16 protein-coding genes and 1 riboswitch are annotated in these 18172 nt (G+C 65.5%); of the genes, 9 read left to right on the forward strand and 7 right to left on the reverse strand.

Features of this window, described 5'->3' with window-relative positions; genetic code table 11:
* The first annotated feature begins 5 nt into the window (after window positions 1–5).
* Window positions 6–1292 (forward strand): D-alanyl-D-alanine carboxypeptidase family protein, encoded by a 1287-nt coding sequence (locus MSTE_RS18880; RefSeq protein WP_096506089.1) that lies wholly within the window; start codon window positions 6–8, stop codon window positions 1290–1292.
* Between the two features lie 3 nt (window positions 1293–1295).
* On the opposite strand, the gene yhjD is transcribed toward MSTE_RS18880, so the two are convergent.
* From yhjD to MSTE_RS18895, 3 genes are read right to left on the reverse strand one after another with little or no spacing between them, the layout of a single operon-like run.
* The gene (yhjD, locus tag MSTE_RS18885; RefSeq protein ID WP_096503548.1) at window positions 1296–2324 is read right to left on the reverse strand and encodes an inner membrane protein YhjD; all 1029 of its coding nucleotides are present in this window, start codon (window positions 2322–2324) and stop codon (window positions 1296–1298) included.
* A 19-nt stretch (window positions 2325–2343) separates the two neighbouring features.
* Entirely contained in the window at window positions 2344–3378 is a 1035-nt protein-coding gene (gene trpS / locus MSTE_RS18890) for a tryptophan--tRNA ligase (RefSeq protein ID WP_096503550.1), read from the reverse strand.
* 60 nt (window positions 3379–3438) lie between these two features.
* Window positions 3439–4266, reverse strand: coding sequence for an exodeoxyribonuclease III (locus MSTE_RS18895; protein WP_096503551.1), 828 nt, complete (start codon window positions 4264–4266; stop codon window positions 3439–3441).
* Between the two features lie 145 nt (window positions 4267–4411).
* Between MSTE_RS18895 and MSTE_RS18900 the strand changes: the two genes are divergently transcribed.
* A complete protein-coding gene (locus MSTE_RS18900) occupies window positions 4412–5290 on the forward strand; it encodes an alpha/beta fold hydrolase (RefSeq protein ID WP_096503553.1) in 879 nt (292 codons plus the stop codon).
* 75 nt (window positions 5291–5365) lie between these two features.
* Here the strand turns inward: MSTE_RS18900 and MSTE_RS18905 are convergent, their stop codons facing one another.
* Window positions 5366–7603, reverse strand: a complete 2238-nt coding sequence (locus MSTE_RS18905; RefSeq protein WP_096506091.1) for an NADP-dependent isocitrate dehydrogenase — start codon at window positions 7601–7603, stop codon at window positions 5366–5368.
* A 215-nt stretch (window positions 7604–7818) separates the two neighbouring features.
* Window positions 7819–7955: riboswitch (SAM riboswitch) on the forward strand.
* Window positions 7956–8095: 140 nt separating this feature from the next.
* On the opposite strand from MSTE_RS18905, the gene MSTE_RS18910 reads away from it, so the two are divergent.
* The 4 genes from MSTE_RS18910 to MSTE_RS18925 all read left to right on the forward strand — a co-directional run bounded on the left by MSTE_RS18910 (window position 8096) and on the right by MSTE_RS18925 (window position 12104).
* The gene (locus MSTE_RS18910; RefSeq protein WP_096506093.1) at window positions 8096–9424 is read left to right on the forward strand and encodes a bifunctional o-acetylhomoserine/o-acetylserine sulfhydrylase; all 1329 of its coding nucleotides are present in this window, start codon (window positions 8096–8098) and stop codon (window positions 9422–9424) included.
* Window positions 9421–10605 (forward strand): homoserine O-acetyltransferase MetX, encoded by a 1185-nt coding sequence (metX, locus tag MSTE_RS18915; protein WP_096503555.1) that lies wholly within the window; start codon window positions 9421–9423, stop codon window positions 10603–10605. The genes MSTE_RS18910 and metX overlap by 4 nt, the downstream gene beginning before the upstream one ends.
* Before the next feature lie 20 nt (window positions 10606–10625).
* Window positions 10626–11360, forward strand: coding sequence for a class I SAM-dependent methyltransferase (locus tag MSTE_RS18920; protein ID WP_096503556.1), 735 nt, complete (start codon window positions 10626–10628; stop codon window positions 11358–11360).
* Window positions 11361–11426: 66 nt separating this feature from the next.
* On the forward strand, window positions 11427–12104 hold the full coding sequence (locus tag MSTE_RS18925; RefSeq protein ID WP_096503558.1) for a hypothetical protein: 678 nt from the start codon (window positions 11427–11429) through the stop codon (window positions 12102–12104).
* Between the two features lie 4 nt (window positions 12105–12108).
* On the opposite strand, the gene MSTE_RS18930 is transcribed toward MSTE_RS18925, so the two are convergent.
* Genes MSTE_RS18930 through MSTE_RS18940 form a run of 3 tightly spaced genes read right to left on the reverse strand, consistent with a single transcriptional unit; the run spans window position 12109 to window position 13938 of the window.
* Window positions 12109–12408 carry a DUF3017 domain-containing protein gene (locus MSTE_RS18930; RefSeq protein WP_096503560.1) on the reverse strand — a complete coding sequence of 100 codons (300 nt, stop codon included), beginning with the start codon at window positions 12406–12408 and terminating at the stop codon, window positions 12109–12111.
* 14 nt (window positions 12409–12422) lie between these two features.
* Window positions 12423–13268, reverse strand: coding sequence for a bifunctional methylenetetrahydrofolate dehydrogenase/methenyltetrahydrofolate cyclohydrolase (locus tag MSTE_RS18935; protein ID WP_070941335.1), 846 nt, complete (start codon window positions 13266–13268; stop codon window positions 12423–12425).
* A 19-nt stretch (window positions 13269–13287) separates the two neighbouring features.
* A complete protein-coding gene (locus MSTE_RS18940; protein ID WP_096503562.1) occupies window positions 13288–13938 on the reverse strand; it encodes a nitroreductase family protein in 651 nt (216 codons plus the stop codon).
* Between the two features lie 89 nt (window positions 13939–14027).
* On the opposite strand from MSTE_RS18940, the gene MSTE_RS18945 reads away from it, so the two are divergent.
* The 3 genes from MSTE_RS18945 to MSTE_RS18955 all read left to right on the forward strand — a co-directional run bounded on the left by MSTE_RS18945 (window position 14028) and on the right by MSTE_RS18955 (window position 18154).
* Window positions 14028–15206 (forward strand): NADH:flavin oxidoreductase, encoded by a 1179-nt coding sequence (locus tag MSTE_RS18945; RefSeq protein ID WP_096503564.1) that lies wholly within the window; start codon window positions 14028–14030, stop codon window positions 15204–15206.
* A gap of 10 nt (window positions 15207–15216) precedes the next feature.
* A complete protein-coding gene (locus MSTE_RS18950) occupies window positions 15217–15534 on the forward strand; it encodes a hypothetical protein (protein ID WP_096503566.1) in 318 nt (105 codons plus the stop codon).
* A 76-nt stretch (window positions 15535–15610) separates the two neighbouring features.
* Complete coding sequence (locus tag MSTE_RS18955; RefSeq protein WP_096503568.1) at window positions 15611–18154, forward strand: ATP-binding cassette domain-containing protein; 2544 nt, start codon at window positions 15611–15613, stop codon at window positions 18152–18154.
* Window positions 18155–18172 lie beyond the last annotated feature (18 nt).

An 18172-nucleotide genomic window follows, 5' to 3' on the forward strand; every position in this document is an offset into this window, starting at 1 on the left:
AGGCGATGACCACCTGGATTCCTGCGCCCGATCGCCGTCCGTCGCTGCGAGCAGCCGCGACGCGCTTCGCCGCGGCCACCGCCGCCGGGCTGATCGTCGCCGCCCTCCCCCTCAGCACACCGTTGGCTACTGCCGAGCCCGGGTTCACGCCGCCGGATACCAGCGGGTGCCCCTACAAGGTCGTCACGCCACCGGCAGTCGACACCTCCGAGGTCCCCAAGGCCGGTGGCGATCCGCCCGCGCCACTCCCGGTGCCCGCCAAGCCCATCGGCGGCGAGATGCTCGGAAGCTGCGATGTGATCACCCCCGCCGGCGCCGGGCCCGTCCCCAATGATGTCTCTGCGGAGTCCTGGCTCATCGCCGACCTGAACACGGGAAATGTGGTCGCGGCCAAGGACCCTCACGCCCGACACCGGCCCGCCAGTGTCATCAAGGTGCTGGTCGCCATGGAGGCCATCAACAACCTGAACCTCAACCAGGCGGTGGTGGGTACCCAGGACGACGCGAACAGCGAGGGCACCAGGGTCGGCGTCGACGTCGGCGGCACCTACACCGTCCGGCAGCTACTCACCGGTCTGCTCATGAACTCGGGCAACGACGCCGCACACGCGCTGGCCGTCCAGCTCGGAGGCATGGCCGAGACCGTCGCCAAGATCAACGACATGGCACAGAAACTCGGTGCGCGGGACACGCGGGCTGCCACCCCCTCCGGTCTCGACGGCCCCGGCATGAGCACCTCGGCCTACGACCTGGGCTTGTTCTACAAGTACGCGTTCGCGGACCCCACCTTCGCCGATCTGGTGTCGGCTCCGAAGGCAACCTTCCCGGGCCATCCCGCCAAACCCGGTGAGCCCGAAGATCATCCGCCCTACGAGATGACGAACGACAACCGGCTGCTCTACAACTACCCCGGCGCGCTCGGTGGGAAGACCGGATACACCGATGACGCGCAACAGACCTTTGTCGGCGCCGCCGAGCGTGACGGCCGCCGGTTGGTCGTCACCATGTTGCGCGGTACGCGTCTTCCGATCGCGCCGTGGGAACAGGCCGCCCATCTGCTCGACTACGGGTTCTCGACGCCGCGCGATGCCTCGATCGGCAAGCTCGTCGATCCGGACCCATCGCTGCTGACCAAGCCGCATGCCGACAACGCGGCCACGCCCCAGGCCGCCGGCCTCACGGCCGATGCGGTCAACAGCGTGCCGGTCCGGGTGGGTGTGACGATCATCGGCGCGATGATCGTCTTCGGACTCATCCTGGCGGCGCGCTCACTCAACCGCCGCCAGGCCTAAACCCTAGTCTCCGCCGCGGCCTAGCCACGAAATACCCAGGGCACCAAGAGCTCCAGCGCCGAAGGCGGCGAGGACACCCAGCTTCGAGGGCCGCTCGACGGTCTCGATCCGCGTAGTGATGACAACCGGCTCGGGCGGCGGCACATACACAAAGGGCTGGTTCTCATCGGAGGTGGCCGCCCACGCGGTGGCATACAACAGCAGACGGGCGGTGATGTAGGCGAACACCATGATGCCGAGCACCGGGCCGAACGTGGAGCCCGCAGGACCATGCATGATCACGCTCAGATAGATCGACGCGACCTGTTTGAACAGCTCGAAGCCGATCGCCGCGATGAGCCCGGCCCGCACCGCACTGGAGAATGGCAGCCGCTCTCTCGGTAGTCGCGAGATCATCCAGGTGAACAACGCCCACGACAACACGGTCGCTATGGCGATGGTGACGACCTTGAGAAGTACCGCCGGTATGGAGACGTCATGTAGCCCCACCCAGCCGAGTATTCGCAGGATCGTTTTCTCATTACCGACAACGGTGACCGCGATGGTGAGGGCCAGCGCCACGAACGTCGAGCCCAATGCCACCAGATCTGACAGCTTGCCCCGCACGAACCCGTCGGAGTCGTTGGGCTGCTCCCACATGGCGCTAAGCGCCGCCCGCACGTTGGCCATCCACCCCAGCCCGGCCCAGGCCGCGGTCGCAAGACCCGCGATGCCCAGGCTGGTGCGCGAGGCAATGGCGGTATCCATCAGATTGATTAGCTGATTGCCCACTTCGCCGGAGATCGCCCCGCTGATCCGGCCCCGTAACTCCGCTATCGTGTCCGGTCGCCTGGACAACACGAAGCCCATGACCGCGAATCCGACCATCATCAGCGGAAACAGCGCAAAGACCGTGAAATACGTGATTCCTGCGGCGTAGAAGTTGCCGTTGACCTTTTGGTAGCGCTCCTGCATGCGCATGATGTGGTCGAACCAGGGAAACCTTGCGCGATAGCGGTCGAGAATCCCGGGCTTATCGTCTTCGGCCACCACTCACCGCCTCTGTTGTTCGCTACCTCGCGGGCCGGACAAACCCTATCCGGTCATAGACCTCGGTGAGAGTCTTCTCTGCCAGCTCCCCTGCGCGCGCCGCACCTGCAGCCAGGATGTCGTCAAGCGCCGCGGTATCGGTGAGCAGCTCATTTGTCCGGTCACGCACCGGCGTGACGAACTCGACCAGCGCCTCGGCGGTGTCCTTCTTCAGGTCACCGTAACCCCGCCCGGCATAGCCGTCGACGAGCGTGTCGATATCGGCGCCGCTGAGCGCGGACTGGATGCTCAGCAGGTTCGAGACACCCGGCTTGGCTTCCCTGTCGAAGCGAATCTCCCGGTCGCTGTCGGTCTGCGCCGACTTGATCTTCTTGGCCGAGACCGCCGGATCGTCGAGCAGATTGATCAACCCGGCGGGCGTCGAGGCGGACTTGCTCATCTTCACCGTCGGGTCCTGCAGGTCGTAGATCCGCGCCGCATTCTTCGGCACGAATGTCTCCGGCAGCACGAACGTCTCGCCGTAGCGGCCGTTGAACCGCTGCGCCACATCGCGAGTCAGTTCGAGGTGCTGACGCTGATCATCGCCCACCGGCACCACATTCGTCTGGTACAACAGGATGTCGGCGGCCATCAACACCGGATAGGTGAACAGGCCGACGGTGGTGGCGTCATTACCCTGCTTGGCGGACTTGTCCTTGAACTGCGTCATCCGAGACGCCTCGCCGTAGCCGGTCAAACATCCCAGCACCCAAGCCAATTCGGTGTGCGCCGGGACATGGCTTTGCACGAAGATCGCGCTCTCGGCCGGGTCGACACCCAGCGCCACGTACTGGGCAACCACCGCGCGAGTGCGTCGGCGTAGCTCCTCGGGGTCCTGCGCGACCGTGATGGCATGCAGGTCGACGACACAGAACAGCGCCTCGTACTCGTGCTGCAACCGCACCCACTGCTGCACCGCGCCCAACACATTTCCGAGATGGAGAGAATCGGCGGTGGGTTGAATCCCGGAGAACAGGCGTCCCCGGGCGGCGGTGTCAGCGGTCCTGTCGGCAGTCATAGTGCATCCATCCTGGCATGACCGGTCAAAACCATTTACCCGAGCAGACCGCTCAATCGGCTAGTGCAGCCGGTACTCGACCGTCACCGGCGCATGGTCGGACCAGCGCAGTGCGTAGGCGTCGGCACGTTCGACCCGCGCCGCGTGTGCGCGCTGCCCGAGATCGGCGGTCGCCAGGTGATAGTCGATGCGCCAGCCCGCGTCGTTGTCGAAGGCCTTACCCCGCCACGACCACCAGCTGTACGGTCCGTCGACATCGGGGTGCAGCAACCGGAAGGTATCGACCCACCCGGCCTCGAGCAGCGAGCCGACCCAGGCCCGCTCCTCCGGCAGGAACCCGGCCTTCTTCTGATTCGCCTTCCAGGCCTTGATGTCTCGCTCGGTATGCCCGATGTTCCAATCACCGCAGATCACCGTGTCGCGCCCGCTCGCAACCAGTTTGGCCATCCTGGCGCCCACCGCCGCCATGAAACGTTCCTTCTCGTCCTGGCGCGCCGTGCCCGCCTCCCCGGTGGGCAGGTAGATGCTCGCCACCGTGAGATCGCCGACCTGGGCCTCCAGATACCGCCCGGCTTCGTCGAACTCGCCACCATCGGCGTCGAGCGACACCTTGGTCGAGGTGGCCGGGACGCGGCTGAGAATCCCCACGCCGTTGCGTCCCTTCACACTCGACGAGGCGTTCACCACGTGCCACCCCGCGGCCAGCGCCGGAGCCAACGCCTCCTGGAGTTGCTCGTTCTCCGCACGCACCTCTTGCAGACACACGATGTCGGCGGTCGTCTGCTCCAACCAGGGCAACAGCCCCCGGTTCTCCGTGGACCGCTCTTTGACCGCGGCACGAATGCCGTTGACGTTGATGGTGGTGACGGTGATCTTCTTGGTGCTCATCGGTCGCCGACGATAGTCGAGAGGTCTGACAGTGATGAGCCGCCGGGGCGAAGAACAGCCGACAGTGATGGGCACCACGGGGCACGGTAAGTTGACGCAACAGACAGTAATGTCAACGCAGATGTTGGCGCACTAGGAGGACCGCATGCTGGAAGCCATTTTGTCGAAGTCGTCGAGCAAGCGAGCGCCCATCGAGATGGGCGAGGGCGAGCCGGTCCTGCTGCTACATCCGTTCATGCTGTCGCAGTCGGTGTGGGAGACCGTGGCCGAGCAGCTCGCCGATGCCGGATACGAGGTGTTCGCACCCACCTACCCCGGACACAACGGCGGCGGACCGTTGCCCGCGCTGCCTCCGTTGTCGCAGCGCTCGGTCGATACCTACCTGGACCAGGTCGAAGAGATCATGGATGAGAAGGGCTGGGAGACCGCCCATCTGGTGGGCAACTCGCTGGGCGGCTGGATCGCGCTGGGTCTGGCGCTACGCGGCCGGGCTCGCAGCGTCACCGCCATCGCGCCTGCCGGCGGCTGGACCAAGTACTCGCCGCTGAAGGCGGAGATCGTGGTGAAGTTCGCGGCCATGCTCCCCTGGCTGGCGTTCTCCCGGCTGTTGGGCCGCCGCGTGGCGGGCCTGCCGTTCGTCAAGTTCGCCACCGCCCGCGCCCTCTGCGGGGAGACAGAGGCGCTGAGCCTGCCGGACTTCCACAGCATTTTCGAGGACATCACACACTGCCCGGCCTACTTGCCGTCGCTGTCGTCGATTCTGCCGGCGCCGGGCCTGCAGAACCTGAACACCATCTCGGTGCCGGCACAGCTGGTGCTGTGTGAGAAGGACGAGATCGTGCCCCCGGGTCGTTTCGGGAAGCTCATCAGCCAGGGCCTGCCTGCCGATGCACGGCGAATCACCCTGGCGGGCATGGGGCACGTGCCCATGCTCGAAGCGCCCGGTCAGGTCACCGAAGTGATCGCCGACCTGATCGACCCGCTGGTCGCCGCCAAGCGTGCCGCGGCCTCCGACGTCGGCTAGAGATCACGTCGAGCGTGAACCTGTGGCGGAGTTTCGACTGATTCGCCGCCCAGGTTTCACACTCGACGCAGTGAGCTATACCTCGACGGATGCCAGTACGGCGTTGAAGGTCTGGCTCGGCCGCATCACCGCGGCGGTCTTATCCGGGTCCGGAGAGTAGTAGCCGCCGATATCGGCCGGGCTGCCCTGCACTGCGGCAAGCTCGGCGACGATCTCGTCCTCGTTCTCGACCAGCTGCTTGGCCAACGGCGCGAACAGCTCGGCCAGCTCCACATCCTCGGTCTGAGCGGCAAGCTCGGCCGCCCAGTACAGGGCCAGGTAGAACTGGCTGCCACGGTTGTCGAGCTCCCCGACCTTGCGCGACGGGCTCTTGTCGTTCTCCAGCAGCTTCCCGGTCGCCGCGTCCAGCGTGGTGGCCAGAATCTTGGCCCGCGGGTTCCCGGTCTTGATGCCCAGGTCCTCCAGGCTGACGGCCAGCGCCAGGAACTCACCGAGAGAGTCCCACCGCAGGTGGTTCTCTTCGACCAGCTGGCTGACGTGCTTGGGTGCCGAACCGCCGGCGCCGGTCTCGTACAGTCCGCCGCCCGCCATCAGCGGCACGATGGACAGCATCTTGGCGCTGGTACCCAGCTCCAGGATCGGGAACAGGTCGGTCAGGTAGTCACGCAGAATGTTGCCGGTCGCGGCGATGGTGTCCTTGCCGCGGATCAGCCGTTCCAGCGTGTAGCGCATGGCCCAGACCTGGGGCACAACCTGAATCTTGAGGCCTTCGGTGTCGTGGTCCTGCAGGTACTCCTTGACCTTCTTGCGCAGTTCCACCTCGTGCGGACGCTCGGTGTCCAGCCAGAACACCACGTTCATCCCGGATTCCCGCCCACGGGTGACCGCCAGCTTGACCCAGTCCTGGATCGCCGCGTCCCGCACGATCGGCATGCGCCAGATGTCACCCTCGTCGACGTTCTGGCTCAGCAGTACCTCACCGGTGTCGATATCGACGATGTCGGCGACGCCCGCCTCGGCGATCTCGAAGGTCTTGTCGTGGCTGCCGTACTCCTCGGCCTTCTGCGCCATGAGACCCACGTTGGGAACGGTGCCCATGGTGGTCGGATCGAACTGGCCGTGGGTCTTTACGAAGTTGATCATCTCCTGATAGATCCGGGAGAAGGTCGACTCCGGGTTGACGGCCTTGGTGTCCTTGAGCTTGCCGTCCGCGCCGTACATCTTGCCGCCGGCCCGGATCATCGCGGGCATCGAGGCGTCGACGATCACGTCGCTGGGCGAATGGAAGTTCGAGATGCCCTTGGCCGAATCCACCATGGCCAGCTCGGGCCGGTGCTCGTGGCAGGCGTGCAGGTCGCGAATGATCTCCTCGTGCTGCGATGCCGGCAGCGCCTCGATCTTGCTGTAGAGGTCGGACATGCCGTTGTTGACGTTCACGCCCAGCTCGTCGAACAGCTCCTGATGCTTGGCGAAGGCGTCCTTGTAGAAGATCTTCACCGCGTGCCCGAACACGATGGGGTGGCTGACCCGCATCATGGTGGCCTTGACGTGCAGGGAGAGCATCACGCCGGTCTTATATGCGTCCTCGATCTGCTCTTCGTAGAAGTCGCAGAGCGCCTTCTTGCTCATGAACATGCTGTCGATGATGTCGCCCGCGCCCAGCGTCACCTCGGGCTTGAGCACGATGGTCTCGCCGCTCTTGGTGGTCAGCACCATCTTGACCTTGCGGTCGCGATCCAGCGTCAGCGACTTCTCACCGTGGTAGAAGTCGCCTTCCTTCATGGTTGCGACGTGGGTGCGCGACGCCTGCGACCACGTGCCCATGCTGTGCGGGTGCTTGCGTGCGTACTCCTTGACCGCACGCGGTGCGCGCCGATCCGAGTTACCTTCACGCAGAATGGGGTTCACGGCACTGCCCAGACACTTGGTGTACCGCACCAAGATGTCCTTCTCTTCGTCGTTCTTCGGGTCCTCGGGGTAGTCCGGCAGCTTGTAGCCCTTACCCTGCAGTTCCTTGATGGCGGCCAGCAGCTGGGGCACCGACGCGCTGATGTTCGGCAGCTTGATGATGTTCGTCTCGGGCAACTGCGTCAGGCGGCCCAGCTCGGCCAGGTTGTCCGGAACGCGCTGATCCTCGGGGAGGTACTCGGTGAACTCGGACAGGATGCGTGCGGCAACGGAGATATCGCTGGTTTGAACGTCGATACCGGCGGGGCCCGCGAAGGCCCGGATGATCGGCAAGAAGGAGTACGTCGCAAGCAGCGGCGCCTCGTCTGTCAGCGTGTAGATGATGGTCGGCTGCTGCGCACTCATGGTCACTCCCGGCATCGTTGATCGGACTTGTTGGTCGGTCAAATCTCAGGCATCCCGTGGGTCACACGGTTGACCTATTCAGTATCACGTCGCTTCCGAGCCTAGGCGGGCGGACGGGCTGTGATCGCGCTCCCATCGTGGCCGTGAGCCACCACCGAGCCGTGCCTCGCATACCTGGTGGCAACCATTCGGTGCATTGCGATACGCTTTTAAGCGGTCATGAGTACCAGCGTCAAGCCCCGGCTCGCTGGTCGGCAACCCTCCAACCGCGGTGGGGTGCCCCGGGTGATGACCAGGTTGAGTAGCCGACTGGGTTATGAAAGGACAGTCGGCCACACGGCAAGCGCGGGTCCGATGACGGGCCCCGAGAAGACAGGTTGGCCCAATGAAGCGTTCGTCACCCGGGGGTGAGTCCCTGCATTCCTGTTATCGGTGTTGTCGCTGTCGCATGCCCTAAACCGCCAGCCCCGCACCGACCACCAGGAGGTTCCCATGACCGATATCGATCCCACCGCCCAGTGGGCGTTTGAGACCAAGCAGATCCACGCAGGCCAGACCGCCGACCCGGCGACCAATGCCCGAGCCCTGCCGATCTACCAGACCACGTCCTACGTCTTCAACGACACCGCGCACGCGGCGGCGCTGTTCGGGCTGTCCGAAGAGGGCAACATCTACACCCGCATCGGTAACCCGACTCAGAATGTCGTCGAGCAGCGCATCGCTGCCCTCGAAGGCGGAGTGGCAGCGCTGCTGCTCGCTTCCGGGCAGGCGGCAGCGACATTGGCCATCATCAACATCGCGCAGGCCGGTGACAACATCGTGTCGAGCCCGCGCCTGTACGGCGGCACATACAATCTGCTGCACTACACGTTGCCGCGCCTGGGCATCTCAACCACCTTCGTCGAAGATCCCGACGACCTCGACTCCTGGCGCCGCGCCATCACGCCACAGACCAAGGCGCTCTTCGCCGAATCGATCTCCAACCCCAAGAACGACATTCTCGACATTCCCGGCATCTCGAAGATCGCGCACGAAGCGGGCGTCCCCCTCATCGTCGACAACACCGTCGCCACCCCCTATCTGATCCAGCCGCTGGCCCACGGCGCCGACATCGTGGTGCACTCGGCCACCAAATACCTTGGTGGACACGGCAATGCGATCGGTGGCGTGATCATCGACGGCGGCACCTTCGATTGGACCCAGGGCCGCCACCCCGGATTCACCACTCCGGACCCGAGCTACCACGGGGTGGTGTTCGCCGACCTGGGCGCACCGGCCTACGCACTCAAGGCGCGTGTGCAGCTGTTGCGCGACCTCGGTCCCGCCATCTCCCCGTTCAACGCATTCCTCATCGCGCAGGGACTGGAGACGTTGAGCCTGCGGGTGCAACGCCACGTCGAAAATGCACAGCGGGTGGCCGAGTACCTCGCCGCCCAGCCGGAGGTCACCGGCGTCAACTACGCCGGGCTGCCCACCTCCCCCTGGTACGAACGCGCGAAGTCATTGGCCCCCAAGGGCGCCGGTGCGGTGCTCGCATTCGAACTGGACGGAGGAGTCGAGGCGGCGACCACCTTCATCGATTCCCTGACGCTGCACAGCCAGGTGGCCAACATCGGCGATGTGCGATCGCTGGTCATTCACCCCGCCACGACGACGCACGCACAGCTCTCGCCCGCAGAGCAGGTGGCCTCCGGTGTCACACCCGGCCTGGTGCGGTTGGCGGTCGGCATTGAGGGTATCGACGACATCCTGGCCGATCTGGATACCGGATTCGCCGCGGTGCGGCGACTCAAACAGCCCGCGGCGGTGGCATCATCATGACCTTGACCGACGATCTTCGCGCAAGCGACTCAGCCGACCATCAGCTTCCCGTGGCGAACATCGCTCTTCCGCAGGGCGATGAGATCGCCTACGTACCAATAGGTTCGATCACGCTGGAAAGCGGTGCCGTCATCGATGACGCGACCGTCGCGGTACAGACATGGGGAAAGCTCTCACCACGCCGCGACAACGTGGTGTTCGTCTGTCATGCGCTGACCGCCGACTCACACGTGATCGGAGCCGCCGGTACAGACCACATCACCGGCGGCTGGTGGCAAGGAATCATCGGCCCTGGCGCCGCGATCGACACCGACCAGTGGTGCGCCATCGCCACCAACGTGTTGGGTGGCTGCCGGGGTAGCACCGGCCCGACTTCCCTTGCCGCCGACGGAGAGCCCTGGGGGTCACGATTCCCCGAGGTGTCGGTACGTGACCAGGTGAACGCCGACGTCGCCGCACTCGCACAACTCGGCATCACCGAGGTCGCCGCCGTCGTCGGCGGTTCGATGGGCGGTGCACGCGCGCTGGAATGGGCTGTCATGCAGCCGGATTCGGTGCGTGCAGCGCTGGTGCTGGCGGTTGGTGCGCGCGCCACCGGCGATCAGATCGGCACCCAGAGCACGCAGATCGCCGCCATTCGGTCCGATCCGGACTGGCAGGGCGGCGACTATCACGGCAGCGGACGCAGCCCGCAGAGGGGACTGAACCTCGCCCGACGCATCGCGCACCTGACCTACCGCGGCGAGGTCGAGCTGGACACCCGGTTCGGCAATGATCCCCAGGTCGGCCCGGACGGGCCCGAGGATCCGTGGGCCGACGGCCGATACGCGGTGCAGAGCTACCTGGAGCATCAGGGCAACAAGTTCGTTCGGCGCTTCGACGCCGGAAGCTACGTCATCCTGACCGAGGCACTCAACCGGCACGATGTCGGCCGGAACCGTGGCGGCGTCGAGAAAGCGCTGCGTGGCTGCCCCGTGCCCGTCGTCGTCGGCGGTATCACGTCCGATCGGCTGTACCCGCTGCGCCTGCAGGAGGAATTAGCCGACCTGCTGCCCGGTTGTACCGGCTTGCGAGTAGTCGAATCGTTGCATGGCCACGACGCGTTCCTCATCGAGTTCGACGCGGTGAGCGAGCTGGTTCGGGAGACACTCGCCCTGGCCAAGTCAACACAGGCTTCGTAAACGGAACCCGAGGAGCGCGAATGCCGGACGCACAAGCAGAGCCATCGCTGTCGTTCGGTTCACAGGCCGCCGCCTACGAACGGGGGCGCCCGTCCTACCCACCCGAGGCCATCGACTGGCTGCTGCCCGACGGAGCACACGACGTCCTGGATCTGGGCGCCGGTACCGGGAAACTCACCACCCGCCTGGTGGAACGCGGACTCAACGTGATCGCGGTGGATCCGCTCGCCGAAATGCTTGAGGTACTGAGCAATTCACTTCCCGAGACGCCCGCACTGTTGGGGACCGCCGAGGAGATTCCGCTGCCCGACAACAGCGTGGATGCGGTGCTCGTGGCGCAGGCCTGGCACTGGGTGGATCCCGAACGCGCCATTCCCGAGGTCGCTCGCGTGCTGCGCCCGGGCGGGCGGCTAGGGCTGGTGTGGAACACCCGCGACGAGCGTCTGGGTTGGGTGGCCGACCTCGGCAGGATCATCGGCAGCGAGGACGATCCGTTCAACCACACGGTCAGCCTGCCCGCACCGTTCACCGGGCAGCAGCGACACCAGGTCGAATGGACGAGTTACCTTACCCCTCAGGCACTTCTGGACATGGTGGCCTCACGCAGCTACTGCATCACCGCCCCCGAAGCCGCCCGGAAGAAGACGCTGCAGCAGGTTCGGGAGCTGCTGTCCACTCATCCTGCGCTTGCCCAGTCGACGGGCCTGGCGCTGCCGTACGTCACCGTCAGCATCCGGGCGACACTCAACCAGTAGAAGATCTGTGAATCGGGTGCCCCAATTCACAGAGACGAATACGCCGCGTGCCGCTACGGTGTACCCGTGCGTACGGATCGCCGCCTGCTGGCAGCCCTCTTTGTCACCACCACATTCCTGACCCCGGCACTCGCCGGCTGTGGATCGGCGGGGTCACCTTCGGACACCAAGAATCAGTCCGAATCCAGCGCCAGCAGCGCGCCCACCGACCGCCACACTCGGCAGTTCATCCCCGAACTGGGCATCTACGTCACCCTCCCGCATGACTGGGTGGCCTTCGCCGATGGGGTGCACGACAACAAGGGGCAGGTGACCTTCCAGGTCCGGCCCAAGTGGGAGTCAACGGAATTCGCGCAATACGTACGCATCCGCAAGTTGACGGCTTCGGACGAGAACACGGCCGCCCCCGAAGTAAAGCGCTGGCTCGAATCGTCGAACGCCGATGCGGTGAGCGACTTCGTCAAGACTCGCAAGTCGAAAGTCACTGCGGATAAACGCGACTCATGGGACGGCCCCAACCTGCCCGGAGCCTCGGCAAGCCTGGAACTGGAAACGCCGCCGGCCGCCGAGGGCAAGCCGCCTGCCACCATCACGCCCAAGATCTACGTGGCGTTTGTCGGACAGGGTGATCAGCGTTGGCAGATCGCCACCAGCAATACCGGCAGCCCCAGCGGCGAGCCGTCCGAACAGTTCTTCGGCGAGCAGGCCGATGCCATCGCACGCTCGGTGCAACTGCTCAAGTAGGCGCCTATCCGGTGCCCAGTGGGTCGATCGTCAACGCCAAGTAGACCATCACCGCAGCGACGGCGCTGAGAGCGCCGACATCAAAGGTCTTGCCGCGCACCGCCAACAGACCCGCGGTGTCATCGGTCAGCACCAGCCGCAGCGCCGCGGCCACCCCCACAGCGATCCCCACAACCAGCGCACCGCGCCGCCAACGATCCGCGATCACCAATCCCAACGCCACCAGAAAGACCGCCGATACCACCAGGATCGGCCACTGCTCACGGGCGAAACGGCGGACGGCATCAAGAGCAGCCCCGAACATGTCCCGGGTAGCCGTCACGAACGTTCCGCTCGCTCGATCACATTGGTAAGCAGGAAAGCTCGGGTCAACGGCCCGACCCCGCCCGGATTGGGCGAGACGTACCCGGCAACATCCCAGACATCCTCGGCCACATCGCCGGTCAGCTTGTCGTCGACCCGGCTCACGCCCACGTCGATCACCGCGGCACCCGGCTTGACCATGTCCGCCGTCACCATATGCGGCACGCCGGCAGCGGCGACGATGATGTCGGCCTGCCGGGTCAAGGCGGCCAGGTCACGGGTTCCGGTGTGACACAGGGTGACTGTCGCATTCTCGGAGCGGCGGGTGAGCAGCAGCCCGAGGGGGCGGCCCACCGTGACACCGCGACCGATCACCACCACGTGCGCGCCGTCGAGCTTGACGTCATAGCGACGCAGCAGATAGACGATGCCCCGCGGCGTGCACGGAAGCGGCGCTTCCTTGCCCAGCACCAGCCGCCCCAAGTTCGTCGGATGCAGCCCGTCGGCGTCCTTATCGGGATCGATGCGCTCCAGCGCCTCGTTCTCATCGAGATGCTTGGGCAGCGGCAGCTGCACGATGTAGCCGGTGCAGTCCGGGTTGGCGTTCAACTCGTCGATGGTGGCGCACAGCGTGGCTTGATCGATATCTGCGGGCAGATCACGGCGGATCGAGTTGATGCCCACCTTGGCGCAGTCAGCGTGCTTGCCCCGAACATAGGCGTGCGAACCCGGGTCATCCCCTACCAGGATGGTGCCCAAGCCCGGAGTCTTACCCGCCGCGGTCAGCGCCGCGGCACGAGTGGCCAGCTCCACAAAGATCTCGTCGCGGGTGGCCTTGCCATCAAGTCGAGTCGCCGTCACACGGCCAGTATTCCAGCCCTCACCAAGTGTCCCAGTGCAGGACGTCGGTGACTGGCTGACGCTTGGCGGGCCGGAAGTCGGTGCCCACGGTGTACGCGATGGGGAACAGCCCGCCCTGGGTGATCTTGTCGAACGGGATGCCCAGGATGTCGGCGGTGCGCTTCTCACCGTCGTCCATCAGGTGCAATGTCGTCCAGGCCGACCCTAGACCGCGGTTACGGGCGGCGAGCATGAAGCTCCACACCGCGGGCAGCAGCGATCCCCACGACGACGCCGCACCGACCACCGGCAGATTGTCGAGGCGTCCCTCGATGCAGGGAATCAGGAACAGTGGCGCCCGCTCGAAGTTCTCGGCGAGGTAGCCGGCCGAGTCCACAACCTTTTCCTTGCGCTCGGCGCGGGTATCGCCCTCGGCGTAGGTGGCGCCCGCACCCTTGGCGTACTTGTTCCAGCCCTCGCGGTAGATGTCGGCGATCGCCTTCTTCTTGTCGGCGTCCTCCACGATCACCCAGTGCCAGCCCTGATGGTTGGAGCCGGTCGGTGCCTGCAGCGCGATGTCCAGACATTCCTCGACAACGGCGCGCTCGACGGGCTTGTCGAAATCAAGGCGCTTGCGCACCGAACGGGTGGTGGTCAGAACTTCGTCGGCTGACAAATTCAGGGAGGTCATACGACGAACGTACATCCACCGGACTTACCGAAAAGTAGGAGTCCACATCCAGAATTCGCGGGCCGCGATCGCGGCGTAACCTCCCGCGCATGGGCAGTGACGCCGCTGGAGTTCCCGATGTGTTGGCGCCCGCGCGACTGGGCCCCATCACACTGCGCAACCGGACAATCAAGGCCGCGACGTTTGAGGCCGCCTCCCCCGACGCCTTCGTGACCGACGATCTCATCGAATATCACCGCAGGCCCGCACTCGGCGGGGTCGGTATGACAACGGTCGCGTATTGCGCCGTCGCCCCCGAGGGACGCACCGAATACGGCCAGGTCTGGATGCGCGAAGAGGCCTTGCCCGGGCTGCGACGGCTCACCGATGCCATCCACGACACCGGCGCCGCCGTCTCGGCGCAGATCGGCCATGCCGGTCCGGTAGCCAATGCACGATCGAACGGGTCCCGTGCTCTCTCCCCGATCCGGTTCTTCAACCCGTTGGGCATGAAATTCGCCCGCCGGGCCAGCACCTCCGATATCGAGGGCGTGATTGCCGCGCACGCGAACGCGGCCCGGCTCGCCATCGAGGCCGGTTTCGATGCCGTCGAAATCCACCTAGGCCATGGCTATTTCGTGAGCTCCTTCCTGAGCCCGCTGTTCAACAGGCGTAGCGATGAGTACGGCGGATCGCTGGCCAACCGCGCCAAGGTGGCGCGCGCGGTGGTTCAAGCAGTGCGCAAGGTGGCCGGCAGTCGGCTGGCCGTGACCGCGAAACTCACCATGACCGACGGCATCCGCGGCGGCATCCCCATCGAGGAGTCTCTGCAAACCGCGAAATGGCTGCAGGAAGATGGCGGGCTCGATGCCCTGGAACTGACCGCGGGCTCGTCTCTGGTGAACCCCATGTACTTGTTCCGCGGCGATGTGCCGATCCGTGAGCTCGCCAACGGCTTCCCCAAACCCATGGGGTGGGGCGTACGGCTCACCGGAAAGAAGTTCTTCCGGTCCTATCCGTACCGCGACGCGTTTCTGCTCGACGATGCCCGCCAATTTCGCGAAGAATTGGACATGCCCCTGATCCTGTTGGGCGGAATCGCCGGCGGCGACACCATGGACCTGGCGATGGCGGAGGGCTTCGATTTCGTGGCCATGGGACGCGCTTTGCTGGCCGATCCGGATCTGGTGAATCAGGTGGCGGCCGATCGGGCCACTCATTCCCGATGCACCCACTGCAATCAGTGCATGGCCACAATTTTCAGCAGAACCCACTGCGTGCTCACCTAGCATCGCTGCCATGACTGCAGCGCCCGAACATCCGAGACCGGGAACTGCCGAGACCGTCGTCAGCTGGCTGCTGTGGGTGCTGGTGACCGCGGCGGCAGGCATCGTCGCGTTCGCCTCGATCTTCCCGCTCGCATTCAGTGGCGCCGCACCCGAACAGGCCGACGCGGCGGCCACGGTGTTCGTCTGGTCCTTTTTGACCTTGTTCACGTGCGTGGTCGCAACGATCGCCATGGGCATCGGGCACTGGCGCCATTGGCACATTTGGTACTGGCCGGCGCTGTGCGTGTCCGTCCTCGCCAGAACGCTGTTTCTGCTGCACAACCTGTGAATTCGTACCCCAGTACCTGTGAACCTCCGGCGCGGGAAGGCTGGCCTCACGCCCCGACCCGATACAGTCGGGAACGATGACTGGTCGGGAAGCACCCACTCTCACCGTGGTATTCGATGGTGACGAACGAAAGTTCGCACCCGGGCACGACATTCATATCGGCCGCGATATCCACGCCGATGTACGCATCACGCACCCGTTGGTGTCGCGTATACACCTGATAATCAGGTTCGTCGACGGCAAATGGATCGCCGAGGACCAACGCAGCCTCAACGGCATCTTCGTCAACGGTCGTCAGGTCGGTTGGGTCGAAGTGCGCGATGACACCGTGGTCAACCTCGGTGACCCGGGCGGACCGCGGCTGACGTTCGCGCTCGGTGGACTCGGCAGCGAAACGCAGCTGGGAATCGCTCCCCCCACCATGCGGGGTCCGGCCTCGGGTCTGCAGCCGGCCCCCTACACCGGCACTCAGCAGCACTACCCCACCGGCGGCTACCAATCCGCGCCGCAGACCTATGGGCAGCCGCCGAGCCAGCAGCACCCCTACGGCGCGCCGCCCTCGGGGCCCCAAACGTATGGGACCTCAGGGCCCACCCGCCCGCGCCAGCAGTATCCGTCCGAGCCCATCCCGGCGCCCGCCGCGTACGCCAACGAGCCGGTGGAGCCGTTCGGCACCCGTGCGATGCGCGCGCTCGGCATCGGCGGTGCGCCCAAACCATCACCCGGCGCCATCACCGTCGGGCGTGCCCCCGACAACACGATCGTCGTCAACGACGTGCTGGCCTCGCGACACCACGCCCTACTGCTCCCGTCCGCGGGTGGCCTGGAGATCCAGGACCTGCACACCATCAACGGCACCTTCGTCAACGGTGTCCAGGTTGAGCAGGCGACGGTGCGTGAGGGTGACACCGTCACCATCGGTAACGTCGACCTCGTCGTTCACGACGGCACGCTCGTCAAACCGACGACGGCCGCTCGCGTCGGCGGGCTTGAGGTGCAGGGCATCGACTTCACCGTCGAGGGCGGCAAGAAGCTGCTCGACAACATCAGCTTCTCCGCGGGGCCCGGATCACTCACCGCTGTCATCGGTCCCTCGGGTGCCGGCAAATCCACCCTGGCCCGGCTGATCGTCGGCAACACCCAACCGTCGGCGGGCAAGGTGTCCTTCGAAAGTCACGGGGTGCACGCCGAGTACGCCGTGATGCGAAACCGCATCGGCATGGTGCCGCAGGACGATGTGGTGCACCCACAGCTGACCGTGAGCCAGGCCCTGCACTATGCCGCCGAGCTGCGATTGCCGCCGGACACCACCAGAGAAGACCGCGAACAGGTGGTGTCCCGGGTTCTCGAGGAACTCGAGATGACCAAGCACGCCGAGACGCGCGTCGACAAGCTCTCCGGTGGGCAGCGTAAGCGCGCCTCGGTGGCCATGGAGCTGCTGACCGGTCCGTCGCTGCTGATCCTGGACGAGCCCACCTCGGGTCTGGACCCGGCACTGGATCGTCAGGTGATGAGCCTGATGCGCCAGCTCGCCGACGCCGGCCGTGTGGTGGTGGTGGTGACGCATTCGCTGACCTATCTGAGCTACTGCGATCAGGTGCTGCTGCTGGCCCCCGGTGGCAAGACCGCGTACTGCGGGCCTCCGCGCAGCATCAACCAGGAGATGGGCACCACCGACTGGGCCGACATTTTCGCCAATGCCGCGGCCGACCCGGACGGCGTGCACCAGGCCTATCTGGCCCGGCATCCCGATGCGAACAAACCCGTCACCGCCCCGGTGCAGCCCGGCGACCTCGGCAAGCCCCCGAAGACGAGTCTGCTGCGGCAGGTCTCCACGGTGGCACGCCGTCAGGGACGGCTGATCCTGGCCGACCGCGGGTACTTCATCTTCCTGGCACTGCTGCCATTCGTCCTTGCCGGACTGGTGTTGTCGGTACCCGGCAGTGCCGGTTTCAATGTCGCGCTACCCGATAACCCGAATGAACCCGGACTACTGCTGGCGCTGACGAACCTCGGTGCCAGCTTCCTGGGTCTGGCGCTGACCATCCGCGACCTGATCGGTGAACGGGTGATCTTCCGGCGTGAGCAGGCAGTGGGCCTGTCCGCCACGGCATATCTGCTCGCCAAGATCATCACCTACTGCGGAGCCGCCATCGTGCAGTCCGCGATCATGACAGCGGTCATCGTGATCGTCCGCGGTGGACCGACCCAGGGCGCGGTGCTGCTCGGGAACGCGAACTTCGAACTGTGGGTCGCCGTTGCCGCCACCGCATGTGCGGCCACCGTGCTGGGCCTGGTGCTGTCCTCGCTGGCCACCTCCGCCGAGCAGGTGATGCCGATGCTGGTGATCGCGACCATGACGCAGATCGTGTTCAGCGGCGGTCTTATCCCGGTGACGGGACGTGCGGGGCTGGAACAGTTCTCATTCCTGTTCCCGTCGCGTTGGGGATTCGCGGCGACGGCCGCGACCACCGACTTGCGCAAGCTGGTGCCGGTGGGGCCGCAGGACGAGCTGTGGAATCACGACGCCGGCACCTGGCTGTTCGACATGGGCATCCTGGCGCTGCTCGCGCTGGTGATGGCCGGATTCGTGCGCTGGCGCATCCGCCTCAAGGGCTGAGTTCTTTCGAAGACGGGG

It is taken from the genome of [Mycobacterium] stephanolepidis (assembly GCF_002356335.1).
GTDB classification, from domain to species: Bacteria; Actinomycetota; Actinomycetes; order Mycobacteriales; family Mycobacteriaceae; genus Mycobacterium; species Mycobacterium stephanolepidis.